The following is a 26,456-nucleotide window of genomic DNA, read 5'->3' as shown; positions in this document are numbered from 1 at the left end:
AACATATCACAAGCGATCGCATTCTCTCCAACTAGAGCGATCACTCTCTCTTCATCCATTTATCTTCTAAGAATCCAAAACAATGAAAAAACAAGCAAATTCTGAACTTGAAAAAAAAATAGAAAAACTAAGAAATGAAATTGAGCAAATCATCATTGACGAAGATAACGACGAACCAAATGAAAAACTAATAGAAATGCTAGACCTAGCGGTGAAATACCTAAATAAAGCAATAGAAGAAACTTGGTAATTTTTAGCGATCGCACCTATTACCCATGCGATCGCTCCCATATTTTCCTCTAAGAATTTAAAGACATCCGACCAATGCAATTAATTTTCCAATCAGAAACAGAAGCTTTAGCTATAGCTGAACAGCTTTACAACGTGCAGCAGGTAGGTAAAATCTTAATTCCTGCCGACAAAACAATTGATTATCAAGCTTTAGAATTAGCTGTGAATTTGGCGGGTGTGACCTTTCCTACTTTCAACTTTCCCATAGTTAGCAGTTTAAAATGTCGGCTACCATATCCCAGAGATGAAAGAGAATGTACAGATGAAGATATACCAAAGATATATGTAGCTTGCTTGTCTGCTTATAATAGCGGTCATTTACATGGGCTTTGGATTGATGCTACCCAAGAACCAGAAGACATAGAAGATGATATTAAATGGATGTTGTCTTGGTCGCCAGTTGCGGATGATGAAGCGTGTGAAGAATGGGCAATACATGATTATGAAAATTGGCAAGGTATTCAACTTAATGAATGTGAAGATATAGAGCATATTTCAGAACTAGCCAATTTATTAGAAGAACATGGACAAGCCTACGCTGTTTATTACCAATATTACGGCAGTGACGCTAGTTTAGAAGATTTTCAAGAGCGTTATTTAGGACAGTTTGAGGATGAAGAAGATTTTGTTTATCAGATGTGGGAAGAGTGCGGCACTCTCAAAAAACTAGAAGAGTTAGGTATTAATTCATGTTACATCGACTGGAAAGCCATAGCACGAGATTGGTTTATTTGCGATTTCTACTCTGTTGAGGTTGGGTATAAAGAAATCTACGTTTTTAGCCGTCACTAAATTCATGACAACAATTTTAAGTTAATTCATAACTATCACCTAAACACGAATATTTGAACATCTGGATATTGCCTACTTTCCTCTAAGAATCTATGCAAGCAGCCTACTGTGCATTATCTGTAGCTCTCAAGCAATTTCCAGATGATCCACAACTGGAGAAAGCTAAAAAGCATTTAGAAGCCGCAGTGAAGTTATCAGGAGAATATCACAAGACTTACTGGAGTATTTTTTGGAATACTTCAAGCGAAAGTACCAAAAAACGCATTAGAGAAAAATGCAATAACTTAGCTTTTGAAACATATAGTCAGATGATTGATTTAGCCGAGTTACTAAATAAATATGCACACAAACAATCATCACCAGAACCTAAATACTGGCGGGAATTAATCAACAATCTTGATTTAGCTTTTGAGTGGATTAATCGAGAACATTTACCAGAAATTAATTCCAGGCAGCTATCAATAAATTTTGATAATTGTCAAAGCGATTAACATCCCGACCTGGATAAGTCGTGAAACTGTCTAACTTAAAACTGCCGCCCAACCCGGCCAAGAGCAAGCGGCAGTTTACCCCTAAATCAACAAGAGGTTAACTAAATGTACAACATTGCAGAGATAGACCGCGAAATTGCAGTCCTGCAAGAACAGCGAGATTACGAAATAATTTACTGGTTTGAGATGGGAGAGAGCGATCGCGGTGCAGACCTACCACCGCAGTATGCCGAAAACCCCTGGTACTCTCTTGGCTGGCATGACCGCGATTATCAGCTAAAGATTGGCTTCAATCTACAACCTGTAACTTTTGACCACTTCTAAAACTAGTAGCGCCCCAGCCGTAGCAGTTGGGGCAACTATAAACCATGTTTAAAAAAGCAACAAAATCTCAAATCAAAATTCGTCTTGCTCTTAGTGGTGCATCAGGCAGTGGTAAAACTTATTCGGCACTAGCGATCGCTCAACACTTGGGTGACAGTATCGCCCTAATCGATACAGAACACGGCAGCGCCAGCAGATACGCTGACCGATTTACTTTTGACACCTGCGAACTCAACGACCACCACCCAGCTAAGTATATTGAGGCTATCAAAGCAGCAGAATCAGCAGGTTATCAAGTAATCATCATTGACTCACTATCTCATGCTTGGTTTTCTGAACTAGAACTAGCTGGTAAAGGCTTTGATGGCTGGAAAAATGTTAGACCACTGGAGCGAAAACTGATTGACGCGATGATAGGTAGTTCGTCACACATTATTGCAACTATGCGAAGTAAAACAGAATGGATAATGGAGGAGTACACAGCTAAAGACGGCAAAACCAAACAAGCTCCCAAGAAAATTGGTACGGCTCCAATTCAAAGTAGTGGGATTGAGTACGAATTTGATTTAGCTGGGGAACTAGACTATAACCACATTTTGACTATTAGTAAAAGTAGGTGTCCAGAACTGGCTGATAAAACCTTTCTCAACCCAGGTAAGGATATAGCCGACACCTTAAAAGCTTGGATTGGACAACCCCAACAGCCCCAAGAAACACCACCTTGGAAATTGTGGAAATCACAAGAAGATGCAATTCATTGGGCTTCGGAGCAATTACCCGACTGGGATATAGACGCTATCCAAGAAGAATTTAACGAGTTATCCCCCAGCAACGGTAAAAAAGCCCCTGCCTGGGTAGAACGAGTTATGCAACTTAAGGAGTCATTCTAAATCATAAGAGCAGCTATTACTACAGCTGCTCATCTAAAATAGAAAAGCCTATTTTTTAAGCTATATGTTAATCATGCCTGTGTCCGAGCCACCAACGGAGCAAAAAAACGCACTCGAACAATTGATGGAACAAAAAGGCTGGTCATACTACCAGTTAGCCGTTGAGTATGGCAGGCTCGAACACCCAGACCTCAGCCCAGCCGAACTTGCCAAAAAATTCGGTACAAATGTCAGAAAAGCTGTACGCGACCCCAACAGTGCTAGATTTGAAACCGTAAAAAAGCTAGTTGAATTACTGGGTGGTGAGCTAATCATTAGGGTTAAGCGTATTGACGAAATGCCTTTGTGAATTTTTAAGAGAGCTAACTAGCCGGAGTACATAGGCGCAGACTGCCGCAGGCATCACTCTCACCTCTTCCAGTTAATGTCTGCACTACAGTTACTTACAAAAGCAACTTGCCCCCGTCGATTTCTCAGGTCAACGGAGGACAAGCCAAACGAAAGTACTGTTCATTATTTCTTTCGGTGTCCATTGTGCCTACAGAAAAAAGTCCCTGTCAATTATTTATTGTAAAGTTATGTGAATAAAAAATCATTTAATTATGAATTTTATTTCTTAGCTAGTTTAAGTCTTCAAAATGCTATTACTGCAAGAGTTTAATAATTCGATGATTAAGCAATTTCAAAAATTAGATGAGAATTTTATTAAATTTTGTTGAGAAAGAGGATTTTTCCTTTAAAGTTTAGTGCCGTTATTTCAGAAATCTGATAAGTTGTGTCTTGATAAGCAAATATACTCTGTAGCACTGCTAATCAGTGCCTGAAGACAAGACTTCTCACCTTGTTACACGGGGATAAGCCAGACGAAAGTACTGTTCTTTTGGATAAGGTTTGTTCCCTTCAGGTGCTTCTTGAGTGGTACATCTAGTTTCTCGAACGTCAACAAACCTTATCGAATAAAAAACCTATGAACATCAATTTCCGGCTGTCACAAGCAGCTCTGTTTCTCTTACTCACTTTTTCAGCAACATTCACTGCTGGCTTCCAGTACGGCAAGAGCCATACCCATAATGAGGTGATTTGCTTGCTACAGAAGAATGTAGCTTCGGCTGTCACGAATCGTCCCAAGGTTTAACCATATATGAATGATTACCGAATGTACCAAAGGATAGATAACAACGTTCCTTTGGTACATTCGGTCATGGGTTAACCAATTAGATCAGTAGACCAATGAGTGATGGCGGCAGGAGTGGGCAACCCTTTTGCTGCTTTTTATTTGCTTGTTTGGTCTGCTTGGGCTGGCTTATGAAAACTGGTTCAGCCGAGCTTTCTGCAAAGTTTAATTGCTAAAATTACTCACTTGTTGGAGGGGGGGTGCGGATGCGTCGGGGTTCAGCCTCTAAAACTGAAATAGCTTCCATATTGTCTTCTGGAATAGTCTGATTTTCTTCTAAATTTTGGATTTTAGTCAATAATTTCTGGCGATATTTCTCAGCCATTTCTTCAGCCTTCTCGTAGACCAAATCACGGTTGTTAATCATATCACCGGGTTCGGGTTCCAGTTGTTTGGTAGACAAGGAAATCCGTCCTTTTTCAGCATCCAATTCAATGATCATCACTTTCACTTCATCATTGACATTGAACACGCTATGAGGTGTATCGATATGTTCGTGAGAAATTTCTGAGATGTGTAACAAGCCACTGACACCACCGATGTCGATAAAAGCACCGTAAGGCTTGATACCGCGAACTGTACCAATTACTACCTCGCCAATTTCGAGGCGGTTCATATTACGTTCAACCAACGCCCGACGATGAGATAAAACTAGGCGGTTACGTTCTTCGTCTACGTCCAAGAACTTCAAGGGTAGTTCTTCACCCACTAATTCTTCTTTGGGTTTACGGCTACTAATGTGGGAACCAGGGATAAATCCACGCAATCCCTCAATTCTGACCAATGCTCCACCGCGATTGGTTGCAAACACGACAGAAAGAACAGTTGCATCTTCAGCTTGCAACTGACGTACACGCTCCCAAGCCCGCATATATTCAAGACGGCGAATGGAAAGAGTTAATTGACCATCTTCGTTTTCATCGGTGAGGATGAAAAATTCCCGTGTTTCGTTTGATTGTAAAACTTCTTCCGGGGCATCGACCCGGTTGATAGACATTTCTTGTATGGGGATATATGCTGCTGTTTTAGTACCGATGTCAATCAGAGCGCCGCGCGGCTCTATACTGAAAACCGTTCCTGGTACAATATCTCCGGGGCTAAAGTGATAGTCGTATTTGTCAAGTAAATCAGCGAAATCTTCGTGAGTGAATCCAATTTTGGTGCTTTCTGCAACAAGCAGAGAAGTATTTAGTTTTGAAATTAAGTTGGTTTTTAAAGACTCTTCACCAAAACTGAGGTTGGAAGCAGATTCTTGTGTTGTATTAGAAACAATCAAATCTCTGCTATTCAAATCATCAGCTTCCTTCACTGCCCAATAGACATCTTCAATGGGAATGCCTAATACCTCAGTTAATTCCCCAGATTTAAATAGCTCTTCAAGTCGCTTAAGACCTTCTGGAGAACCATTAAGAATAATTTTGATACTGCCTTCCTCAACTCGAATAATTTCTATAGTTGCATCACCAGAAATTTTTTGTAATACTGCAAGAATAGCTTTTAATTTGGCGTGATCAATTTCATCAATACTGCCTGCGATCGCAAACGCCAGTTGCTTTGAACTCGCTGTTACTTTACCGTTGTTTGTGCTTGGAGTACTTGATTTAGCAGCAGTTTCATAAATATTTACTGTCTCTGCATGAATATAGTGCTTTCCAACATGCTCATTATAATTACCACCACTCGTTTGTATATCTTTCGCTTCTGGCGTTTGCGATTCTGTCATGGTCATACCTATCTGTTTGCAAACGTGGTAATCAACTCATCAGACATTCTTCACTTCCCGCTAGTCTTTAATCGCTCCAGTAATAAATGCCCCCGTTTTATAACTGAAAGACATTGAGAATTATTAACTGGGTTAAAGATGCTCCTGCTGATTCGCCACCTTTGATTATTTTACTCAGAGATTTATTTTGTCGAATGATATTTAATATCAGATGATTATCTTCATTTTTTCCTAATTCTGAAGCAATTTCCATCGGTTCGGTAAGAATCTTACCATTTAATGAAACTAAAATATCCTCTTCTAATAAACCTGCCCTATCAAAGTTACCGTTAGGAATTATTTTCATCACCATAATTCCTATACTGTCCTCATATATCTCTGGATATTGAAGACGATTTACTGATAATTGGGCAAATTGTCTCAAACGTGACGAAAGTTTAGTTGATTCTAAAGCTCTTTCAAAATAAAAAATTGAAGCATGACCATCTGATTCTAAATAAGAAAGTGCTGCCAGTTTAAACAATTCTTCGGGATCTTGTTCATCTATGTTGATTATTTTATTTTGCAGAGCAAAAACTTCGCCTTGACTCAGAATTAAAGGTAGTCCAGAAGCTTGTCTCAGCATTATTAGATATGGGTCTGTAATCCGCCGTTCAACTTCTCTCTGTTTAGCTGTATTTACAACCTTGAGTCTTGCTTGTAAAATCGCTACTTTCTCCTGAGAGAATTGAGCGACCATTTGCATAGCTTTTTTATATCCTTGTTCACCTGGTTGCAAATCTAAATTTATGCACGCTCCTTGTAGTGCTTCCGCTAAAATATTAGCATCTACTGGTTCAGATAGTATAAAACAAAAGTAGGCCGCAGCATTAACAAGGTTAATTTTAGTATTAGTAATATGTTCTTGATGTAAAGAAGCACTTTGTAATGTTCTCTCATAATCGCTTAAATTTAGAGAAAGTATATGTATTAATCCTCTTTCAAGCCGAGCAAATGAGTCTTTAATTTCATACATTCGCTCGTATGTCTTTCTTATAAAATCAGCTAATTCATTATTATGGGACAGGTCTCTTTTATAACTCTGATACGTTGCTTCAGAGAAATTGAATAGTCTTATCTCGGTATTAATGGAATTAATATATTCTTGAAAATAACTTCTTGCCCTATCTTGATAAGCCAATTCAGTTTCATTTGCTCTCCTAATATCCCAAAATTTTTGGGGAGAGTTTTTCTCAACTGCTTGGATTGCTAAGGATAAATGGAGGAAATTGTTTTCCAATTCTGCTTTAATTTCTTTAAAAGCATTTATAGCTCTTTGTCCAGCAGAAGTTGTTGTATCTCCCTCAATGTAATTGCCTTCGATGTAATTACCCTGAATGTGTTCGTTATAATTACCTCCATGAGTATTTATAGTGCGATCGCCTGCCAACAAATCTCCTTCTATAACGATATGAGTATTATAATTATCTCTGATATAACTGACAATAGACTCTTTATCAACTAAACGATTATTTTCAGATGATAGATATTTAATATGTCCAGTCAAAGGCTGAATTAGACATTCTTCAAGACCTTTTTTTGCATACATCGCTGCGCGATAATTAATATCCAAACGCTTCTGAAAAGTTGGGTCTTTATCAAAAGGTATCCAGTCTACTTCTTTGATAGAAACTATTTGTGTATCTTCATCAAGCGTAGCTATAAAAATATAAATTGCATAGTCGGTTCTGTTTTCTGTTGCTGTTTGTATGAATTCATACTTACAACGTTTGGAATGCCAGCTAACTTTGATAGTACATTCTAGAGTGTTGGTATTAACAACCTTGATGTCAAAAGGCCCAGCAAGTTTCCCATTAGTTATAAAAAATTCATTACCCTGTCTACCAAACATAGGACGGCTCGTATCGTCCGAATGATAGCTAAACTCCTTATCTTTCAAACTGTTCAGAATATGGAAAATTACATTAATTAAATCTGGATTCATTTCAATTTGCCTGTTGTAATTAGCTGGCGCTAGTTTCTGTAAACTGTGGTTAGATGAATTTAACAGCAACAGAAGCCCAAAACTATACTTCAGTTCCTTTACTTTGTTGCCAGTCTTCCAACGCACCAATCACAAAACTAGCAGCAGGGTGGTTAAGGAATTGCTCAAATGCAGAGATACCGCCTGCTTTTAGGGCGCTCAGTATTCTTGCAGCTAAGGTTGGGTCATTATCGATTTGGTTGATGGTTTCTGTAGCGATCGCCATCTTGCCTACTGTAGTATTGCTTGGATACGACTTTTCTAGCTGTTCGAGGAGTTTTTGAATCTCGGCGGCAGCTTCGGCAAGGCTTTGTGGTTGTCCGTCAGCGTAGTAGTTGCCTTGGACATAGTTACCCTCAATGCGTTCATTGTAGTTGCCGCCGCCAGTGTTGATGGTGCGATCTCCTGCCATTGATTTATCTCCAAAAATGCTTAATTCTATATATTGTAATGAAAATCAGGGTAATTGTTCCGCAATACTATACGATGCTCATTATTCGTTACTGAAATTAAGTTTTACTCAACCTTGTAGCAAAAAGTGAAATTACTTCCAGTCTGTACTCTGTTTTTTTGGGGTAACTAATTACTTAGTAATAATCTTGACTTACTCAGAAGAATTTATGCTTTTCCAATTACTCATTCTGTCTTTATCAATGATATTTTTTGCTTTTCCGATGGCATTATCTTTACTTCTTGTACGCTTCTGACTGCTTAAATCTAAAAAGCTCAAATCTTCCTTTTGAATTTTAAAATTCCACATATTATCATGGTCTTTAGCTAAATGAATTATATATCCGTTATACTCTCTAGTATCTCTGTCGCTTTCATTCTCAATATAGTATTCTACATATTCTAAATTACGAGAGTTACTTAAAGTCTGAATTTGGTTAGTACGATTAATTCTAGTAATTTGACTAATTTGATCATAGCTTTTCGTCAATAAATCTATAATAATTTTATTTACTAATTCTTGATTACTAAAATTTTCTGGTGCATTTAAATTAGTTTTTAATTCGGGTTGTTTGCGTAATTCTTCAATTAAATCTTCAGCGAATTTAGATATTGTATCGACTACGTTTGAGCTTTGAAATATCATTTCATTTAGAATATCTTTTAAATCGCCTAATGTTTGAGAATAATCCGAACTAATCTCTACTCTTTGACCTTCAATAGTGATATTCTTTGTTACTACATTACCCTCATAACTATTTCCCTGTGTATAATTTCCTCTAATTTCTTTATTATAGTTACCACCTCCTGTATCAATATGAGAACTAGTATTTGTATTGACAGTACTATGAATTGCCGTCTTGACCGTTGTTTCAGTAGTCTTTTCAACTACCTTTTGACTATTTGCTATTACTTCTACTTTTTTGATGGGTTCTAGCCTATATTTGTTTTTTGCTAAATATTGATTCCTAAAATGTAAAAATATGCCTGAAAAGAAGGAAGTTAACCCTATTATGGTAAGAACAGGATTTCTTGCTAATGTAGTATGAATTAATGCAATTAATAATGATATACAAAATGAGCAAAGTACTATAAATAATAATGAATTTCTTGATTTTATCCTCAAAAAAAACATCTATATAACCACTAAATGGTGTAAAAAATACTTATAAATAACTTGCATACTAGTATTTATATTTACATTATCATACTAGTTTTTTAAAAAAAGCTATGTAATATAAGTCACTATTGATTTGTGATTGGACTTACTTAATACAAAGTTAACCTTTTTACTCAAAAAACGGTAGCGAAAAATAATAGATTTCCTGGGTCACTCTATTATTAACGGTCAGTTACCCTTATTCTGACGTTGTTGCTTTCTAAATTCCCAAGGGGGAATACTTGACAAATCCCCCCAAACTCCTAAGCGTTTAGACTTTCCTATTTTCTCAGCCTGCTTGAAAGCTTCCTTGTTAGGACATTTATCAACAAAAGCCGGATAGATTCTAGCCATTCCAGACTTAAGCATTTCCTCTTGGAATGACATTTCAATTCCCCAATCCCCACTAACTGAGGCCATCACCTCTGCGACGGTGCGTCCATAGCGATCAGTCTCCACAGGAATGATAATTACTTGATTTTTCGCCAAGGCAACGAGCGATCGCAGTTTCTCTTTTGATTCCTTCCCCATAGCTTGCGCCTTCTCTGGGGCATCGATGCCACAGAACCGAATTTTTTTAGTTTCATTCCCACGCTTTACGGTAATGGTGTCCCCGTCTGCAACACTCGCAACTGTCCACTGTTCAGACATAGAAGGTGATGTAGAGTCCGCAGCAGCTTCCACCAATGATTTAGTTTTGGGGGAAAGTGCGACAGCAGCAATGGCAGTGACAGAAACGATTAATAAAGCTGAGTTTTTCAGGTTGGGCATTAATTATAAGGGCTGTGATACTTCTATTAGGTTGCCCATCAAGCTGGAGTTTTCTAACTTTGCTGAAGTACGAACTTTTAAAAACTACAGTTTTTATTAATCTGGCAGACAATTATATTGCTATCTAACTGTCTACCAGATTGTTGAATTAAAATACTATTTATTAATAGCTGTATGCCATACAAATAATATAATTAAAATACAAGTATTTCTCTCAAGAATTTTATTTAATCTTTATATAAATAGTTAAAAAATCAGCAAAAATTCTAGATACTTGCCAATTAAAATCTATTAAATAAAATTCATATTTTTCGGTAAGCATACTGATTTAAAACAGATGATTAGAGACAAATATAGGTTAAAGAAAGGAGAAAATTAACTTGACATTGGTAATCTATGAACAAAAATCAAATAGTTAATTTAGGATTAATTGCCACTACTATATTTAGTGCGATCGCTTCTTCAGTAGCTCCGGCTGCGGCGATTCAATATAATGGCGCAAGTGTATACAAGGCTATGGATAATGGCAACCAAGTGGTTGTTTTTAGTGCCTCTCCTGGTAGCCGAGTTCAAGTAAGTCTTGGTAGTTCAGATAGAGCAACTGCTAGATTAGCTGGTTCATGTGGTGAAGTAAGAATTTCTGTACCTTCTAGCGGTTCTTTTGAAGGGTTAAAAGTTGACGGAACAGCAATAGACGCTTCTGCTCTTTCTACTCAAACTTTACCAAGCTGTGTAAATGGGTCATTTAGTGAAACTCGTAGTAGTAACTTCAAAACTCCAACAGGACAAGTTATTGTTGTTGGTAAAACTCCTGGTGCTGCTGTAACAGTTACTTTACCAGCCAGTTCAACTAGGAGCGTCACTATTAATGCTTGTGGTTTTGGAGTTTTACGGCCTACTTCAACATCTGGCCCAATACCAAGTTCTTTTTCTGTAGGTACAACTGACTATACCTTAGCTTCATTACCTGATGCACAAACCCCGCCATATTGCAGAACTGTACAAGGCACACCATACGGTTATGTTCCTGCTTCTTGGTAATTGAATTTATGTGCGATCGCTCTATTTTCCTCTAAGAATGGCGATCGCTATTTATTTTATTGGCAAATAAAATGAAAAAAATAATTACAGCTTTTATATTTTTAATTTTGATAAATCAAAAGGTATTTGCCTATGAAATATTCAGAGATTCTGGTTTTAATGTTTACATAATCCCAGAATCAAGTGAGGTTATAGATTTTAAAATTGTTAGAGGCGAAAGAGTAAGTTATGTGACAGATGCCAATAATTGCAATCTAATTAAAGCTGATAAAAAGATTGCGATAAATAAATATGGTATTGCCTGGGGAGATTATTTCTTTATTTATAGGTATGGTGATATTAACCCTTTATCTTCCTTGTATCAACAATCTTTGCCAATTCTTTTTACTAAACCTTGCTTGAATGGTCAGATTCAGGGTAATTGGTATGAATTTGATAATGGAATCAAAGGCGCTCAAGATTGGAATACTGGGATGCAGTATTATCAAATGCCTGCACCTGGAAAGTATGATTTTTCAATTGAATATGAATCAGCTAATAGTAGAAAGTTAACATTAAATTCTTGTGGTTTCTATAGAATAAGTGCCACGGGTAAGTTAAATAAAGATACTAAATTTATGGTAAATGGTACTCTTTATCAAAGTATTTCTGCATTGAATGAGCAGCGTCCTTACTTATGCGTAAGGGGTATTAAATATATACCTTATAATTATAACTAAATTTCTGCATCTTTAACTGATAAAACCAAAAGCTTTAACTGAAATAAATTACGTCGCATTTTAGCCCAAGCTTTATAAGTCTGGGCTTTTGTATTATCTAAAGCATTTTGTCTTAATAAATAAGTATCAGTATCGCTGTTACCTCTACGGTAGCGAATCTCGAATACCTTAAACTGATCACCTGCTCTTGAAGCGACAATTTGGGCAACTTGATATTCAGTTCGAGCCTCATCAAAGGCAATAAGTGATTCTGCAACTTTTTCTCTAGTTTCTTGTGCTAATTGCGCTCTACCGCGTTGCAATTCAGCAATTTTGACTTGAATATCTGATATTGCGATCGCTCTTGATTGCGCTTCTGAGTTCCCACCCTGTACACCTTGAAATAATGGCACACCGATTACATTTAATAAGCCATTTATAAGGCTGGTATCTCCTCTAAGAATGCCAGCAACATTTTCAATAATTCCTGTTCTGACTGGCTGCTGTCCTGGTTGAGTTGTAACTGTAGTTTGGGGACTAAGTAAGAATTGCAGCGCCGGAGTAAGAATTGATAATTTAATAGAGCGTTGATTTCTGGCCTTAGCCTCATTAATTCGTTCATTAGCTTCAGCGATTCTAGTATCGATTTCCTTAAGCAGTGGAGACTGTGCGATCGCCTTCTCTTGTAGCTGTTGTAAGCAGATTGCAGAAGTCTCTAAACATGGCAAACCACCTTTTAGTAAACGCCATAAATCCTCGTTATATTCCTTCTCAATAATGGAATCAATCGAAGGTTTTTTAAATGGGTTGGGTTCAGGTTTGGGCAGTTCACTATCTGCATCTTGATCAGCTTGCTGTGCCTCTTCTGGCGATGTTTCCTCAACCTCGCCATTATTATCTGTCAGGGTTGGCGGGGTTTTCACGGGTATTGCTGGTATTGGCTTTGGTTGAGGTGGTGGAACTGCGATCGCTCCCTCCATTCTTAGAGGAAATATTAGAAGTAATAGTAATAGTAGTTTCATATTTCCCGTTCCGCCCAACCCAAGGTTTAATCCGCCTAATGTAGCCATTGCGAGGGCTGCGAATCATCGGGATTTGTGCGAGTTTATCTTCTATTGTGGTCAGTGAAATATTCAGTTGTGCTAACTGGTAATCACGGTCACGGATAGACTGCGCGTATTGTTGTTGTTGGCGGGAATATTCTTGTTGAGTTTGGTTTTCTTGCTGCTGTTGTCGCGCTTCATTTAAGTTTGCATCATACTCAGTAAGCTGACGACGGTTTTGGGCTGCTACTAACCGAGATTCTGCCACTTCCAAATCAGACTGCGCTAACCTTACATTTATCTGTAATTGTTGTAATTCTTGTTGTTGAAGTATAGCTGAAGCGTTAAGTTTAGCTCTTGCTTGGTCAAGTAAAGAATTAGCCCCGTCCATCTCAGAGCGAAGTTGTTTTAATTTAGCCTCTTCATGTTCTAAAATTTCACTTTGTAATTTCAAATCTTTCATCGACTGAATTAATTGCTCTTGCTCCTCAACCTTCGCAGATGCAATCTGTAATCCAGCCTCAGCCTTTTCGGTTTCTGCTCGTCTCTCTGGGTTGTCACTTTGCAGTAGTGGTGTACGTGCTTCTAATAAAGCAATAGCTTGATTTAATCGCAGTTTAGATTGAGCGATCGCAGCACTTTCCTCTGAGAAAATTGGCGGCGGTAATTGCTTTAATCCTAGTGGTTTTGTAGGTTTAAAAGGTTCAGGAATGATTTTAGATTTTAGATTTTCAATTTGTAACTGAACAGATTTTTTCTGTTTTGATAGGCGATCGCGTTCTGTCGTGTTGTCAGATATGATGTCTCCGGTTTTAATTTCCTGACCTACTCTCACCTTTAAAAATGATGGGCTTTCCACATTTATAGTCATTCTTAGAGGACGATTTTGTTGTAAAACTGAGATGGCAGAATCATCACCCTGTAGCTCATCATCTGTTGTATTAGACGAAGTTTCTATTTTAGGTTCTGATTTAGTAGCATTTGCAGCCTGATTTTGAGGATAATACTTGACTAAAGCTAATAGTCCAATTATCCCAATACAGCAATAAGTAATCAGGTTATTTCTACTAAATGCGTTCATGCTTATTTATAAAACTGGGAACTAATATAGTATTCCCAGCCTTTAACATTTATTTATAGCAGTGGAATTTGGTTGTATGTTGATTCTGTCTTACCGAGAATTTTAAGAATCATCCTCCAACGCTTGATAGAATAAAATGGCTGTTTTGTGTACCATTCTTTTGGATCAGAGTCTGATTTATCTCTATTGCATTTGCGGCAAGCTGCTACAAAATTGCCAATACAATCTGAACCTCCATTATTCACTGCAATAAAATGGTCTATTTGAATTTGCTTATTTGAACCACAATAAGCGCATTGATTAAAAAATGATTCCTTAACTTGACTAAGTTGCTCACAGGAATAGTTAAACCTGTGATTCATCAACTTTTTAGCACGTCTTTGATTAGAAGCTTTAATTAAACAACGCCTGCCTTTTTCTGACCTACGATATCTATCTTGAATTTCTTTTACTTTTTCTTTATTCTTATTACGCCACTGTTTGACATTTTGAATTACTCTTTGCTTATTTCGTTGATAGTGTTTTTTGTAATAATCACCTCTATTTCTAGATTCTTCCCTGTGACATTCTACACAAGCCCCACATCTGCGATTAGGACTTGGTTTATATCTTAAACTTTTTCCTGTACCTTGCCATTCATGATGCTTAGAACAAAGTCTGCCCAAATAAAACTTATCTGGGTTAAATGTTATATCATTGTTCATGTTGACCTACTCAGACTAGGTTGACCAAGTTTCGGGGTGTTACCAGCACCGCCGAAACATATTATTAATATTATACTTTATTTTTATGATTAATTAATATTAAATACGTTGATAAAAAGGCTTTATTTTAGTATGAAATCCGTCATTATCCATCCTAATTAAAGCCTCTAAAGGTTGTAGGTTAGCGATTAAGTTAACTGCGAATCTAAATCTACGTGCAACCTTAACAACTTCTACCTGATCCACTCCTAAAACCATCTTAGTTGATGAATTAGCGAGAACAGTATTAGAAATATCTGAATCCATCTGACTAGCAACGATTATTCCTAATCCGAATTTTCGCGCTTCGCTGGTGATTTTTTCAAGTGTAAGAGATGATTTAATTTCTTTAACTTCATCTAACAGAGCATAACAGCGTGGAACTCTACCATCAATTTCGCCCATCAATTTATGACTGTCAAAAAGTTGCTTTAAAAGTGTTTCTGCTGCGATCGCACTTAGTCCAGGCACTTTAGATAATGCAGACAAGTCAAATCTGACAATGGGGAAACTTATTGATGGTTGGGGCTTGCTAAAAATTCCGTATTTAAAAGTAGCAGCTAGTTTTAATAATAATTTTTGCGAATCCTTACAACCATCTTCAACACGGCTTTGCAGTTCACTTTCTAAGTCAGCAAAAGTAGGAGGTTCTAGCTTCCAAGTTGATTGATTGTTTTGAAAAATGCCTCTATTTTGATAACAACTTATCAAGGTATTTAAGACTAAACCCTCTTGATTGTCTCCCATCTTTAGAGATTTTCTCAGGATAGATGAGACAGCGATCGCTTGCAAATCTGGGCCACCACCTTTTGGATCTAAATCAAGCACTAAAGGATTTAGCCCATGCGGTGATTCAGCATCAAGTGAGTAACAAACTTCTCCAGGTAATTCTAAATCTCCATGAAAGTCGGAAATGACTATTTTAATATCAGGAAATAATAACGGCAATTCGTGAGCAAGTGCTTTTAGGGTTTGAGTCTTACCGCTTCCAGAAGTTCCGAGAATGACAACATGGCCATTGCGAAGCTTGGCAGGATTCCAGTAGACTTTATCACCTAGCAGAATCCCGTCTGTTGCTGATTCTGCACTAGTTTTCTTTGTCTGGTTTGGTTTGAGCGTTTGCTGTGGTAATGGTTTTGGCATGGTTAAAAAGGGGAGTAGGGAATAGGGTACAGGGGTACAGAGGTGTAAGAATATGAACTATTGACTGTTGGTATTGATAACTTTGATTTGTAACTGCCCTATACCAAACTCTTCACCCAGGCTAGTTTGCACAATTTTTAGTGGTGCAGCTTCTAAGGTAACTGTGCTGTCGGTTGCTCGAATGTAAGGAAATTGGTAAGGGTCGCGGGGTAAAACCACACCATCTAAAGTGTCAAAGGATAATTGACCACTGACAAATACAATCGCCCCAGTGCGGTTATATTTTTCTAAAACTGGCCCAATGGGTTCATCCTCCAGTTCCACAGCTTCAATGTTTGTAATCGCTGCTTTCCCCACATCTGCGGTGATTTCCTCTAAGAAAATTTGCGCGTCAGGGTCAGTGCCAGCTTTGTAAATTTTGCCGTCGTCGGCTTGCACTAAAAAACCTGTACCTTGTGCTTGGATAATTAAATATTGCCCGGAAACCTTAGAGCGATCGCTTGTCCTTACTCCTTTAATATTGGCTTTGATTAAGTGAGTTGACCCAGACTCGTTGTAGATTTTCTGCACACCCGATGGTGCAGCAATTAACCTGTTGAATTGAGTTAACAGTCCACCGGAATTGTTGATATTAAAGGTAAATAGAGCGATCGCAATCAACAACACCAACACAAAATACTCAGCATTGCTACCAGTTCGCAACCTAAGATTTCTGTTACCTGGGCAGACACACCTCACGGGGCTGGGCCAAAACATTTCTACGCCGCCCCGCGTGAAAACATCAGCAAACCAGCCGAAGAAATAGCCAATGCTTAAAGCATGAACGAGGTTGATTAACTTGGGGTTAAACAAGGCCACACCATACCCGACAGCTGCAACAACTCCACTAGCAACTAAACTGTGTGTGCAGCTACGATGTGGCATTCTGCTTTCAAAAAATGCGCTTACCCAAGGCAAGACTCGACCAGCCGGGGAGGTGCTGACATCGATGTCAGGGAGAAGACCAGCGATCGCACCTACGGCAATAACAGCAGGGTTGGCAGTCCCTAATAATAATGATGTCGCTGTACCACTAATTAATAGATGGGAGATGCCAAGCATTAGCGGATTCTCCTATCTTCACGCGGTAAGTTGTACAGCAGCCGTGATAGTCCTAAGAAAATGGCCGCGGCGATACCTCCAAAAATATAGAGTGCTTGGTCACTTGTCCCAAGTCCTATAAATCTCATAATGACGAAAGCGATACCTGCCAGGAGTATTAAAGGTGTGATGTCAAAATAGCGGCGGTGGTCTGCTCCTTCAATTTCAAGGCCAAGATACTCCTCATCCACTGCCCGTGTTGCCAACATCGGATTTCCCCCGGCGCGTTCTTGCAGCTTCGCCAGTTCTGAGGGTTTAAGGTTGATTTCCCTCTCCGCGGCCGCTTGCACCATAATCTCTCTAATTGCGTACTCCGGCAGTGGTTTTAATTCAATGCGGGGAATGTTGATAAAAATATCAGTGCGCGGGGGATCGGTGGCCAAGAGTAGCATGGGTACGTTACTGCGCCGTAGTTGTTTTAGCCACATCCTGAATTTTGGATCGCAACTGTGAGCATCATCAATGATAAGGAATGCTGTATTTTCCTCTAAGAATCCGGCGATCGCTCTCTTTAACCTGTCAGCTGTCAACGATTTTCCCTCAAGGTCTTCAGTGGGGATATCAAACTGATGGGCAATTTCCAGCAACATCTGTTTAGGGGTAGCCGGTTCGATAAAGGCCACCATGAAGCCATCGGTTTGCAGTTTCTCTACAACCGCACTGGCTAGTACGGATTTACCACTACCATCTTCACCAGCAATGAGAATTGCACCATTAGCTAGTAATGACGCTGTAGTACGGTTGAGTTCTGCCTGTCTGTAGATTTTGAATTCTCCAGGTGTGGTTATGTCTGGTTCAGTTGGCTCTGTTTCGTTCTTAGAGGAAAATTTTGGAAATGACAGCACGGCACTAATCCCCAAAGCTGCTAAAGATAAGGGGTTTAGTCCGTTGAGTGCGATCGCTACTCCACTGGCCACCATTCCTAGAAATTTCAGGCTGCGTTGATAGAATCCATTGCGGCATTGATCAACGAGTCTGCGTATGCGAAAGGGTCAATACTTGGCATCTCCCCGGATTCCTTGATTTTGGCTTTTAGTTCATCCGGTAGTAAGTCTGGATTCTCAATGTAGTGTCTTGCAATGACATTCTCAGCAATTAATGTGGCGGTTGCTTTATTTTGTGCTGATTGTACGATTGCGTTGATGTCGTTTGTTTGTTGGGTAGACTGCGATCGCTGTCCTTTGGGAGTATAGTCTGTTTGAGGAGGAGCAGATATCTGCTGAGTTTCTGCTACTGCCAAAGTAGTTGTATTATCTGGTTGCTGTTCATCCTTTGGCCCCGATGCTTCGGGTACTGGGTAGCCTTCCATTCTGCCTGTCTGCTGGATGTGTTCGTGCAGTCCATCCATATACTGAACTTGCTGAACATCCAGATGAGCTTTACCCGATACCTTATAAGTCTTTATCTTCAAGTAACGCATTCGAGCGTACAGTGGATCTCTGCCAATCCCATATTTTTCTTGTAATTCTAATATGGAAATTTTCAAATTTTCAGTCTCATTCTGAAGGGTATCGGGTTGGTTGTCTGCCATATCAAGCAACTGTATGGTTATGTTTACTTCTATTGTCGCCCATACAGTCTGCCCTACAGTCTGGTGAAATTACGGGTTGTATTGTGAAGTTTTACCAGACAAATCAGCTACTCATCATCTGCGAAAATTCCATACTTCGATTTAGCAAACTCCAAATCAATCGACAATGCTAAATCCTCTATTTCCTGGCAAAGCTGTTTAACTTTATTTGACTTTTTATCGTACTGTTGTGAGCAAATTTCAATCTCTTCAAATAGTGCTTTCAACTCTGGATCGCCAGGGTCTTTTAAATACTGTTCAAATTCTTCAGGGTTAATAGTCATAATTGCCACACTTCTCAGCAGCTTTTTTAGCTTGTTCATAGGCAGCATTAATTTCTGTCATCTTGTCATTATTGGGTGAAGTACCACTGTCCGGGTGATACTGTCGAACAAGTTTGATGTAAGCTGCTCTCACTTCATTATCTGTAGCTCTTACATCAACACCTAATACATCCCACCACTTCTTTTCTAATGATGGCGGTAGCGCCTGATACCCTGCAAATGCTTGTTCAACACTCCCCACTCCCCACCTTTCCATTCCACGCATAGCTGCAATGTGCAATCCAATTGCTCTAAGGTTATGTCTTACTTTAAGCCAGCGATCGCAGCACAAACTGTAGTTTTTATCCTTGATGCTGAAGTAAACTGCAACGCCTGGATCATCCGGTTCTTTGGGTCTTGCGTAAGGTAAACCATCCTGGCGTTCTGGGGTAAATAGTCGCCCAGGTGAGGGGATAGGCTGAAATGTCATTTGTCATTCTTCCTGCCCCTGTGCTGCTTCTAGCAATACATCTTGTAAATTTTCAAGTGCTTCAATTGTTCGTGTTATCGAACTATATAGCGTTTCCTAGTCTACTGAGGTACAAACTTATCTGTTTCCATCTGCGTTCATCCGCGTTCATCTGCGGTTAATTATTCTTGCTTGTACCTCACTAGAGTGAGAACCGCTATAAGCAATTTCTAAACAACGGCTGGCCTGTTCGTTTTCAGGTTCAGCTGTCAAAATTCTTTGCTGAATTTCAACCAATTTTTCTAGGTCTTTTTTGATTTGGTACATTGTTAAGTTGTGTAAAAAGCGAGCGCCCTGAAAGACTTTTATACAGTATATACTTGATGCAGTAATTAATGCAGTAATGCAGTATGTCAGTAATTGCCCTAGTTAATCAAAAGGGGGGATGCAGCAAGTCTACATCTTCCGTACATCTTGCTTACTGGCTGTCTCGTAAGGGTCACAAGGTTCATTTATTAGATGCTGATGCTCAACGCAGCAGTTCAATTTGGTTGAAGTCGATGGATGATAACCAAATTTCTACAACTGTACTGCAATCACCTGATGACCTTTTAGAACAAATTCCAGATTTAGCAACCCAATGTGATCATCTAATAATAGATGGCCCGGCTGGTTTATCTGAGGCCAGCCGCGCAATATTATTTAGATGTGATTTAGCTGTAATTCCCTGTCAACCAACAGGATTAGATTTACAGTCAGCGAGTGATGCTGTTCGCTTAATCAAACAAGCTCAGTCTGTGCGCGGTGGTGCGCCCCAAGCCGCAATATTCATCAGTCGTGCTGTGAAGGGTACAAAGTTATTAGGTGAAGCTGTCACATTATTAAGCAAATCTAAAGAAGTAATTATACTAAAAACTGTAATTCACCAAAAGCAGGTAATTGCAGATACTTTTGGTCAGTCTGCCACAATTTGGGATTTATCAGGTCGCCCAGCCGCAGAGTCAGCACGGGAGTATGAGCGGTTGTTTAAAGAAATTATGGGGATGTTGAAATGAGTACTAAAAAACCTCGAAAATCCCTAGATGATGCACTGGCTCGTGAATTTGTTTATGGTCAGGATGAACAGGCAGTAGAGGAACCAACAGAACAACACCAACAAGAGCCAGAATTACCACCCCTGCCAACAGTAGCACCCACGCCTCAACCAACTAAACCTAGTATTATGTCTCAGCTTGAACAACCTTCTAAAGAACCTACCATCAGGTTAACTGTTGACTTGCCTGAATCTATGCACCGCAAGCTGTCTATGCTGGCAGCAAGGACAAATAGAAAAAAGGTTGAGATTGTGCGGTTTTTGCTAGATGAAGCACTCAAGGAAGTAGAAGAGTAATGCAGTAATTGATGCAGTAATGCAGTATTTAAGTAAATAAGGTTTATGGGGCAATCTGGTTTTAATCTATTTATCCAATTATCCGTATTTTGCAAAAAACAAAAGTAGAGATTAAGTAGTATCTCAATTTCTGATGCCACTCAGAAATTGAGATTTGTTTTTACATACCGAAAATAACGGCTTTCTAACTATGGATACAGTAAAACATAGACCTATTCAGAAAGATTCTAAAAAAGTTTTTGGCGATCGCACTCTCAAACCGCGATCACCTTTGTTCATGCGTACTTGGATGTAGAAGAGTTAGGTACTGTTTTTGAGAATTTATTGGAACTATAACTCTTGAACTCTGGGAATAACAGCTACGGCTGTCAGTTGACAGACTTACTGAGTGTGGTGAGTGGTGACATTACTTGGTAGAAAATGGCATCACCGTGCCAAAATGCCCAGTCTTTGCAGTCACACAAACCCCACATTAAACAAAGTAGACAGGGTACTAATAACACCTGTTACTAAAACTGGTTTGGCAGCTAAGGCCACCAAGCCAGCACCAAGTAAACTTTTTTATCGAACTTTTCCAATGATAAATCGAAACAATAAACCTAACTACCCTCCCCCTCGCATCCGCTTACTGGGTGTGATGTTTTCGGTAGGAGCGGCATTGAGTTCTGGCCTGTACTACGGTTTTCATCAAGCTGCTAATTCTGCCAAGCAGCATGAACAACCTGCTCAACCTGAACTCTATCGCTTTAGCCGTGCAGAGTATGAACAGTTAAAACCGGGAATGTCTTTAACAGAAGTGCGGTCAATCTTGTATCGAGGTATTGAGGTTAACCGTTCTGCAACTATAGCAACCTTTCTCTGGGAAAATGCCGATGGCTCTAAAATCACTGCTGTTTTTGAAAATGAGAAGCTTAAGAGTAAAGAACAGTCTGGGTTGAAGTGAACAAAGGGGTGCGATCGCACCCCCAAAAGAGCGATCGCCCCTTTGTCCTCTAAGAATTAACTCATTGCCCTTACTTGTTCAAGTAAATTCGGCAATGAGTCTTTTAGGGAAGTTTTTGTAATTTCTCCACTTGCTAACTTAACTGGGATGGCTTTAGCTATTTTACAAGCCTCATCAAATGAGCATCCCTCATCTATTAAATTGACACGAATTTTAGTAACTAATTCGGTCATTGCGTCTAATTCTTCAATGCTGTAATTCTTCATAATGTCTCCAGTAATAATAAAGGCGATCGCTCTTGTAATATAATGGCAAGATAAAAAATCACCCCCAATAAGTTGGGGGTGAAAATGGCGTTTATATGGCAGCAGAGGTTATTGCACCAAAATTTGACGGCTGAGAATACTCATTACTTCATCTGGATTACCTGTTGGTAAGGGTTGGCTCCAGTCTGCAACATCTGCATAGCCAATCACTTTTAAATAGTGAATTGTACTAATTACAGCTTTGCGTGAACCAATCAACAGATGTTTGAGAGGTTCTCTATTTGGGACAGATGGGAAATCAGTTTGGTTAGGGACAGGTGCATTTTGAGTGTCGGCACTGGGTACAAAATTTTGAGTCGCAGACTGCACAGAATAATTTGCACTTTTTTTAGGCGCTACTACTCTGGCTTGCCTTTGCACATATTGTTCAAACTCTAATTGAGCGTTCGCTTGCTCGTCTAAGGCTAAAGCTTGTAATTGTGACATGATTATATTTATCTCCCAATATGGGGTTTACAACTGAAGGCGATCGCGTGTCTTGGTGGATGAGCGATCGCCTTTATTATGTATCTCTATATATATACGTTGACGTGTTGATGTGTCAATGTGTTAAAGTAGCAATTACGGGAAAGAAATTATAAAGTGTTGGTGTGTTGATGTCTTGACGCACCAAAAATGTATCTTGGCGCGTAAATTAAGTTCAGGACAGAAATGATGTGGTTCTGAAATGCCTAAGTACGTTGACCTTTCTCGTTATTGGACAGAAGACAAAAATTTATCCATTCAAAAAGCCAAAGAGATGACAGGTTTGGACAAAAGAACCTTATCATCTGCCAAAAAAGGGCAACTTGAGCGTGGGCAGTTTGAAACTCTGTTTAAGCTGAGAGATTTAGCTTCTTTTCTAGCTGACAGACCGTTAACACTAGAAGAGATTTTTAAAGATGATGGACACAAGAGTGATGTTGAGGGGTGATGCTCAAAAGAATGAATAGTCAGGGAGAGTTGAAAATACTTCTTTTTATGTGTTTTTGCATTATAAAAATTTCATCGATAGGGTGCTAGTACATTGATTCAAGTGATACGTGAACGTGCTACGAAACAGCAGATTGACGAAATGCTCAAAACCTGGGGAGTATTTATCAAAATAGTAGTGGATATCGAGCGCGAAATTTTGGCTGGTGGTGCAGAACGTCACTATGAATGTGAGCAAGAATTGTTGAAAGATGGTAGTAAACAAAAAAATCTTTGGGGTGCAGATTGGTGTCCTTACACCCAAGAAATGGTGTTTGAATCGATTATTAACATTCGCCCTAGCCAAAACAATCGTACTATGATCATTGAATCCCCCGATATTAGAGAGCGAGTTACTCAGATTACCCTGCGATTACTAGGAGGATTATGATACCGAACTGGAGCGCAATTGAAGTAAGTTTTTTAGGTCAACCCCATCCACAGCAGTTAGGAGAACTGGCAGCTTCTTTGGCACGTCTCAAATCCTGGTGTCAAAAGAATGCCAGCCGTGAATTAGTGCCAGTGTTACTTTCTGAAAACCTACTATACGTGAATTTGTTACAACAAAAAAACCAGAGCAATCATACTGAATTAACCCAACTCCAAAACTTGCTAGAAGACTGGCAGCAAAATTGGGTAAACATTTACGATAATCCCACCAAAACTGCATCCTTGGCTGCGGCTGCGGCTAATTGGTCAGAACGAGTGTTGAAGATGTCGGGGTTATTATCTACAGCAGTTATGTAGCTGGGCTGCGATCGCTGGATGTCTGCAATTTCTTAGAGGAAAAAGGAGCGATCGCCCTCAGCACTTTTCTCTGGCAGCACCAGATTTTAATCAATTACCTGCCTTCTGGTTGACTTAATTTGACTTTATTAGGGCGATCGCGTAGCGGTAGCGAGTCCACAAGCGTCTGCCTACGGCGGTAAACTATGCTCCTACCTTATTCTCAGAGGAAAAAAAACACAGCGATGAGCAAAATTTCAATTTAACTTCCTCTTAGAACTTCTGCCCTCATATCTAACAATTTTTTCATCAATCATATTTTCATTGAAAAGATTAACTTTGTCCTGACAAAAGCTTTTTACCTTTGGCAATATAAGGGGCTATTTCTTGGCGAATAATTTCACTCATGGTGATGCCATTCGCCAGACACCAAGCGTCAAAAGCAGCCTTATCATCTGGTTCTATCACAATTTGTATATAGTCTTTTTTTCGGTCTAATTTTTTTCTGGGCATGGCTTACATTTTTAATTAATAACAAATTATATCATGATATTTATCATGATATAATTATCACTATGAGGGACAAAAAACTACACCCTCATCAGGAGGTGAAACAAATGACTCAATCCAAAGATGGCAACGGACACGGAGAATATAACCCTGAAGTCGAGTTTGAATACTTGGATGCAGATGTCTGGATTAAATCAGACTCTGAAGGGAATCGAGACGTTGCTTATACTGAAGATGTCTTAGAAGCATTGGAAGAAGAGGAAGATGAAGAATCGGATTCTGACGATGAATAGCTTTTAAATTGACATCTGCCCTCAGCTGACACCTGGGGGCTTTCTTCATCATCTCTTCTACTTGGAGTATAGCTTATGTCAACGACAAGTATTATTCATCCTCTTCACTTCCAAATTATTCAGAGAGTTGGTACAACATGGTATTTCAAATATGGAAGTGTTTTCTTCAATCGCACTGATAAATCTTTACCTGAAAGTGACCGAGAAAGATTATTTGGAATAACCAAAAATAAAATAGTAACTGAATTGTTCCGCATCAATGGCGGTAAATCTGGGTATTACCTTGCTAATCTTCGAGACAAACAATATTACTACTGTGGTGATGACTGGGCTTCGGTCAAAACCAAATTAACAGAATTGGGGATTGGGCGGGATGAACCTAATTAGCCTTAAATGAAGTATTTTTGTAAGGGCGATGGCGCAACCGCCGACGGTAGGTCATTGCCAAAGCTGTAAATTGAGCGATCGCCCCTCACCACATCACTCATCATCATCATCTAAATACAACCCACTACTATTAGTCAGTTGGTTAACATTTCCCTCAAAACCTGGGCAGCACTGTACCCGTACCAGCATCCTTTTTAGAGCGAACATACCCCTTGGTAGTATCGCTTTTTTTGTGTCTTAGCTGGTCTTGCACCTCAAACAGTGGCTTAATTTCCACTGCCCTCGTTGCATGAGAATGCCTTAACCAGTGACAAGAAAATTTTACTTTGGCCACCTCAGATATATCCTGAATCAACCGTTTAATTGCTCTGTCGCTCAATGGCAACCCGCGTTTTTTTGGGTCGGGTGACTCATTCGGGAACACTGGCATCTTGTCACTAGCCATCCCCCGGTACTTTTTGAGCAACGAAGAAGTCTCGTGGTCTAAGCCAATTTCGTGGTGCTGGCCACCCTTTCCCCGAAACTTAATTGTGTAATACCCGCGCTGTCTATCATCCGGCGCTGGGTCAAATTGCCATTTAAAGTTGTGCCAATATAACCCCGGATAATCTTCTTTGGGTTGGCCTGGTTCATCACCCGGAACAGTTACACGTCCTACTTCGCCAACCCGCATTCCGCTATAAAACAGCAAACAAAAAATTAGCCAGTGCTTACCCCCTAACTGTTTGGCCGCTTGAGCTAGTTTCTCCATCTCCCAATCTTCTAGATACCGTTCTGCCTTCGGTAATTCACTAAAGTTATCGTAATTTATGGTACTGGCAATATTCCGCAAGAAATAGCCACAATTCTCAGCCGAACCATAACTCCACAGAGAGCGCAACATCAAAATCTGGTTTGATTTAGTATAAGGGGAAACCTCACCCCAAGAAGCAACAAATTCCAGTAACTTTGGCTGCTGAATCAATCTGAAATCGGGTATGCCTTCACTGCGTACCCAATCAAGGAATTTTTGACCAAAACGATAGTATTTTCGCTTAGTTTGTTCCCGATTTTGACTGCCTGCCCAAGCTAAAATTAACTCCTCATCATTACTCACAGCAGGGGTGCGGTAATAATATTGCCTGATTACTTCCTCTACCAATTCGGGAGTTACTTGTGGCGAAGTGTTGGGCTTGACAACGTTTCCTGATTTGGCAGGCAGAACTTCTACAGAGCTAACCTCAATATTAGTAACATCCATTGGGGAAATAAGAGTTACGCGACCATCAACATATAGCTTCCTAGAAGTGCGGTTTCAGGAAGCTATTATTTTATTCTAAGGCTTAAGTGGATGTGCGGGGACTGCCTATTCCAGTATTGGTGGTCAAGCAATGCCCCGTTTTTTGTAAATAGGTGTAGCATTTGGATTTTGAATATGTATGTAGTTCATTAATGGCGATCGCTCTACACAGCAAAAAACCCCGGCGTTAAGTACCGAGGTGATGGGGAAGGAGTCAGGGCAGTTTCTTAGAGGAAATAATAGGCGATCGCCTACTTTGTACGCTCATGTTAAAGTCGATAAAAGCATTGCTACTTCTACCTCTTTTTCAAAACCGTGCATGAGGCTTTCGCTTCACACGGCTCCTCAATAACTCCATCCTTGTTATGGATA

The 26,456-nt window shown here is 39.4% G+C and carries 37 protein-coding genes and 1 pseudogene; 18 read left to right on the top strand and 20 right to left on the bottom strand.

Annotated elements, in window-relative coordinates:
- Positions 1-82: 82 nt before the first annotated feature.
- The 6 genes from H6G79_RS31460 (at position 83) to H6G79_RS31435 (ending at position 3,137) form a co-directional block, all read left to right on the top strand.
- Positions 83-250: a hypothetical protein gene (locus tag H6G79_RS31460; protein ID WP_190594383.1), complete on the top strand. Its 168-nt coding sequence runs from the start codon at positions 83-85 to the stop codon at positions 248-250.
- Between the two features lie 74 nt (positions 251-324).
- Positions 325-1,083 carry an antirestriction protein ArdA gene (locus H6G79_RS31455; protein WP_190594384.1) on the top strand — a complete coding sequence of 253 codons (759 nt, stop codon included), beginning with the start codon at positions 325-327 and terminating at the stop codon, positions 1,081-1,083.
- 92 nt (positions 1,084-1,175) lie between these two features.
- Entirely contained in the window at positions 1,176-1,574 is a 399-nt protein-coding gene (locus H6G79_RS31450; protein ID WP_190594385.1) for a hypothetical protein, read from the top strand.
- A gap of 105 nt (positions 1,575-1,679) precedes the next feature.
- Entirely contained in the window at positions 1,680-1,898 is a 219-nt protein-coding gene (locus H6G79_RS31445) for a hypothetical protein (protein WP_190594386.1), read from the top strand.
- 44 nt (positions 1,899-1,942) lie between these two features.
- Positions 1,943-2,788: an ATP-binding protein gene (locus H6G79_RS31440; protein WP_190594387.1), complete on the top strand. Its 846-nt coding sequence runs from the start codon at positions 1,943-1,945 to the stop codon at positions 2,786-2,788.
- Between the two features lie 73 nt (positions 2,789-2,861).
- A complete protein-coding gene (locus H6G79_RS31435; RefSeq protein ID WP_190594388.1) occupies positions 2,862-3,137 on the top strand; it encodes a hypothetical protein in 276 nt (91 codons plus the stop codon).
- 1,003 nt (positions 3,138-4,140) lie between these two features.
- On the opposite strand, the gene H6G79_RS31430 is transcribed toward H6G79_RS31435, so the two are convergent.
- The 6 genes and pseudogenes from H6G79_RS31430 to H6G79_RS31410 all read right to left on the bottom strand — a co-directional run bounded on the left by H6G79_RS31430 (position 4,141) and on the right by H6G79_RS31410 (position 10,088).
- A complete protein-coding gene (locus tag H6G79_RS31430; protein WP_190594414.1) occupies positions 4,141-5,142 on the bottom strand; it encodes a 30S ribosomal protein S1 in 1,002 nt (333 codons plus the stop codon).
- A 150-nt stretch (positions 5,143-5,292) separates the two neighbouring features.
- A pseudogene (locus H6G79_RS37805) lies at positions 5,293-5,685 on the bottom strand (hypothetical protein); the annotation flags it as partial.
- Positions 5,686-5,782: 97 nt separating this feature from the next.
- Positions 5,783-7,669, bottom strand: a complete 1,887-nt coding sequence (locus H6G79_RS31425) for a hypothetical protein (protein WP_190594389.1) — start codon at positions 7,667-7,669, stop codon at positions 5,783-5,785.
- Positions 7,670-7,751: 82 nt separating this feature from the next.
- On the bottom strand, positions 7,752-8,120 hold the full coding sequence (locus H6G79_RS31420; RefSeq protein WP_190594390.1) for a hypothetical protein: 369 nt from the start codon (positions 8,118-8,120) through the stop codon (positions 7,752-7,754).
- Between the two features lie 192 nt (positions 8,121-8,312).
- Positions 8,313-9,293: a hypothetical protein gene (locus H6G79_RS31415; protein WP_190594391.1), complete on the bottom strand. Its 981-nt coding sequence runs from the start codon at positions 9,291-9,293 to the stop codon at positions 8,313-8,315.
- Between the two features lie 213 nt (positions 9,294-9,506).
- Positions 9,507-10,088 (bottom strand): thermonuclease family protein, encoded by a 582-nt coding sequence (locus H6G79_RS31410; RefSeq protein WP_190594392.1) that lies wholly within the window; start codon positions 10,086-10,088, stop codon positions 9,507-9,509.
- Positions 10,089-10,484: 396 nt separating this feature from the next.
- Between H6G79_RS31410 and H6G79_RS31405 the strand changes: the two genes are divergently transcribed.
- Together H6G79_RS31405 and H6G79_RS31400 are read left to right on the top strand one after the other, a co-directional pair.
- Positions 10,485-11,129 carry a hypothetical protein gene (locus H6G79_RS31405; RefSeq protein ID WP_190594393.1) on the top strand — a complete coding sequence of 215 codons (645 nt, stop codon included), beginning with the start codon at positions 10,485-10,487 and terminating at the stop codon, positions 11,127-11,129.
- Between the two features lie 71 nt (positions 11,130-11,200).
- Positions 11,201-11,848 carry a hypothetical protein gene (locus tag H6G79_RS31400; protein ID WP_190594394.1) on the top strand — a complete coding sequence of 216 codons (648 nt, stop codon included), beginning with the start codon at positions 11,201-11,203 and terminating at the stop codon, positions 11,846-11,848.
- Here the strand turns inward: H6G79_RS31400 and H6G79_RS31395 are convergent.
- The 10 genes from H6G79_RS31395 to H6G79_RS31350 form a co-directional block, all read right to left on the bottom strand.
- Positions 11,845-12,750 carry a TolC family protein gene (locus H6G79_RS31395; RefSeq protein ID WP_313934706.1) on the bottom strand — a complete coding sequence of 302 codons (906 nt, stop codon included), beginning with the start codon at positions 12,748-12,750 and terminating at the stop codon, positions 11,845-11,847. The genes H6G79_RS31400 and H6G79_RS31395 overlap by 4 nt on opposite strands.
- Positions 12,722-13,951, bottom strand: coding sequence for a hypothetical protein (locus H6G79_RS31390; protein ID WP_190594396.1), 1,230 nt, complete (start codon positions 13,949-13,951; stop codon positions 12,722-12,724). Before H6G79_RS31390 ends, H6G79_RS31395 begins: the two co-directional genes overlap by 29 nt.
- Before the next feature lie 53 nt (positions 13,952-14,004).
- Positions 14,005-14,655, bottom strand: coding sequence for an HNH endonuclease (locus H6G79_RS31385; RefSeq protein ID WP_190594397.1), 651 nt, complete (start codon positions 14,653-14,655; stop codon positions 14,005-14,007).
- 99 nt (positions 14,656-14,754) lie between these two features.
- The gene (locus H6G79_RS31380) at positions 14,755-15,837 is read right to left on the bottom strand and encodes an ATP-binding protein (protein WP_190594398.1); all 1,083 of its coding nucleotides are present in this window, start codon (positions 15,835-15,837) and stop codon (positions 14,755-14,757) included.
- Positions 15,838-15,894: 57 nt separating this feature from the next.
- Positions 15,895-16,938, bottom strand: coding sequence for a metal-dependent hydrolase (locus H6G79_RS31375; protein ID WP_190594399.1), 1,044 nt, complete (start codon positions 16,936-16,938; stop codon positions 15,895-15,897).
- The gene (locus H6G79_RS31370; protein ID WP_190594400.1) at positions 16,938-17,897 is read right to left on the bottom strand and encodes an ATP-binding protein; all 960 of its coding nucleotides are present in this window, start codon (positions 17,895-17,897) and stop codon (positions 16,938-16,940) included. The genes H6G79_RS31375 and H6G79_RS31370 overlap by 1 nt, the downstream gene beginning before the upstream one ends.
- A gap of 11 nt (positions 17,898-17,908) precedes the next feature.
- Positions 17,909-18,508 carry a hypothetical protein gene (locus tag H6G79_RS31365; protein WP_190594401.1) on the bottom strand — a complete coding sequence of 200 codons (600 nt, stop codon included), beginning with the start codon at positions 18,506-18,508 and terminating at the stop codon, positions 17,909-17,911.
- A gap of 107 nt (positions 18,509-18,615) precedes the next feature.
- Positions 18,616-18,831, bottom strand: a complete 216-nt coding sequence (locus H6G79_RS31360; RefSeq protein WP_190594402.1) for a hypothetical protein — start codon at positions 18,829-18,831, stop codon at positions 18,616-18,618.
- Positions 18,821-19,300, bottom strand: coding sequence for a J domain-containing protein (locus tag H6G79_RS31355; protein ID WP_190594403.1), 480 nt, complete (start codon positions 19,298-19,300; stop codon positions 18,821-18,823). Before H6G79_RS31355 ends, H6G79_RS31360 begins: the two co-directional genes overlap by 11 nt.
- 147 nt (positions 19,301-19,447) lie before the next feature.
- On the bottom strand, positions 19,448-19,606 hold the full coding sequence (locus H6G79_RS31350; RefSeq protein WP_190594404.1) for a hypothetical protein: 159 nt from the start codon (positions 19,604-19,606) through the stop codon (positions 19,448-19,450).
- A gap of 83 nt (positions 19,607-19,689) precedes the next feature.
- Here H6G79_RS31350 and H6G79_RS31345 point away from each other — a divergent pair, with 83 nt between their 5' ends.
- From H6G79_RS31345 to H6G79_RS31335, 3 genes are all read left to right on the top strand, one after another.
- Positions 19,690-20,334 (top strand): AAA family ATPase, encoded by a 645-nt coding sequence (locus H6G79_RS31345; RefSeq protein ID WP_190594405.1) that lies wholly within the window; start codon positions 19,690-19,692, stop codon positions 20,332-20,334.
- Positions 20,331-20,669, top strand: a complete 339-nt coding sequence (locus H6G79_RS31340) for a CopG family transcriptional regulator (RefSeq protein ID WP_190594406.1) — start codon at positions 20,331-20,333, stop codon at positions 20,667-20,669. Before H6G79_RS31345 ends, H6G79_RS31340 begins: the two co-directional genes overlap by 4 nt.
- A 577-nt stretch (positions 20,670-21,246) precedes the next feature.
- Positions 21,247-21,612 carry a hypothetical protein gene (locus H6G79_RS31335; RefSeq protein ID WP_242048659.1) on the top strand — a complete coding sequence of 122 codons (366 nt, stop codon included), beginning with the start codon at positions 21,247-21,249 and terminating at the stop codon, positions 21,610-21,612.
- A 56-nt stretch (positions 21,613-21,668) separates the two neighbouring features.
- Here the strand turns inward: H6G79_RS31335 and H6G79_RS31330 are convergent, their stop codons facing one another.
- Both H6G79_RS31330 and H6G79_RS31325 read right to left on the bottom strand, forming a co-directional pair.
- The gene (locus H6G79_RS31330) at positions 21,669-21,878 is read right to left on the bottom strand and encodes a hypothetical protein (RefSeq protein ID WP_190594407.1); all 210 of its coding nucleotides are present in this window, start codon (positions 21,876-21,878) and stop codon (positions 21,669-21,671) included.
- A 108-nt stretch (positions 21,879-21,986) separates the two neighbouring features.
- Entirely contained in the window at positions 21,987-22,247 is a 261-nt protein-coding gene (locus H6G79_RS31325) for a hypothetical protein (RefSeq protein ID WP_190594416.1), read from the bottom strand.
- Positions 22,248-22,384: 137 nt separating this feature from the next.
- On the opposite strand from H6G79_RS31325, the gene H6G79_RS37535 reads away from it, so the two are divergent.
- From H6G79_RS37535 to H6G79_RS31305, 5 genes are all read left to right on the top strand, one after another.
- Positions 22,385-22,519, top strand: a complete 135-nt coding sequence (locus H6G79_RS37535) for a hypothetical protein (RefSeq protein ID WP_277877379.1) — start codon at positions 22,385-22,387, stop codon at positions 22,517-22,519.
- 86 nt (positions 22,520-22,605) lie between these two features.
- Positions 22,606-22,851: a hypothetical protein gene (locus H6G79_RS31320; protein WP_242048657.1), complete on the top strand. Its 246-nt coding sequence runs from the start codon at positions 22,606-22,608 to the stop codon at positions 22,849-22,851.
- 93 nt (positions 22,852-22,944) lie between these two features.
- On the top strand, positions 22,945-23,280 hold the full coding sequence (locus H6G79_RS31315; protein ID WP_190594408.1) for a DUF5674 family protein: 336 nt from the start codon (positions 22,945-22,947) through the stop codon (positions 23,278-23,280).
- The gene (locus H6G79_RS31310; RefSeq protein ID WP_190594409.1) at positions 23,277-23,636 is read left to right on the top strand and encodes a hypothetical protein; all 360 of its coding nucleotides are present in this window, start codon (positions 23,277-23,279) and stop codon (positions 23,634-23,636) included. Before H6G79_RS31315 ends, H6G79_RS31310 begins: the two co-directional genes overlap by 4 nt.
- Positions 23,582-23,749, top strand: a complete 168-nt coding sequence (locus tag H6G79_RS31305; RefSeq protein ID WP_191049395.1) for a hypothetical protein — start codon at positions 23,582-23,584, stop codon at positions 23,747-23,749. The genes H6G79_RS31310 and H6G79_RS31305 overlap by 55 nt, the downstream gene beginning before the upstream one ends.
- Positions 23,750-23,948: 199 nt before the next feature.
- Here H6G79_RS31305 and H6G79_RS31300 read toward each other — a convergent pair whose 3' ends face one another.
- Positions 23,949-24,128 (bottom strand): hypothetical protein, encoded by a 180-nt coding sequence (locus H6G79_RS31300; protein ID WP_190594410.1) that lies wholly within the window; start codon positions 24,126-24,128, stop codon positions 23,949-23,951.
- A gap of 104 nt (positions 24,129-24,232) precedes the next feature.
- Between H6G79_RS31300 and H6G79_RS31295 the strand changes: the two genes are divergently transcribed.
- The gene (locus H6G79_RS31295) at positions 24,233-24,418 is read left to right on the top strand and encodes a hypothetical protein (protein ID WP_190594411.1); all 186 of its coding nucleotides are present in this window, start codon (positions 24,233-24,235) and stop codon (positions 24,416-24,418) included.
- 75 nt (positions 24,419-24,493) lie between these two features.
- Entirely contained in the window at positions 24,494-24,805 is a 312-nt protein-coding gene (locus H6G79_RS31290; RefSeq protein ID WP_190594412.1) for a hypothetical protein, read from the top strand.
- Between the two features lie 154 nt (positions 24,806-24,959).
- On the opposite strand, the gene H6G79_RS31285 is transcribed toward H6G79_RS31290, so the two are convergent.
- A complete protein-coding gene (locus H6G79_RS31285; RefSeq protein ID WP_190594413.1) occupies positions 24,960-26,045 on the bottom strand; it encodes a site-specific integrase in 1,086 nt (361 codons plus the stop codon).
- Positions 26,046-26,456 lie beyond the last annotated feature (411 nt).

This window comes from Anabaena sp. FACHB-83, assembly GCF_014697485.1.
Taxonomy (GTDB): domain Bacteria; phylum Cyanobacteriota; class Cyanobacteriia; order Cyanobacteriales; family Nostocaceae; genus Nostoc_B.
This window is presented reverse-complemented; position numbering and strand designations above follow the sequence as displayed.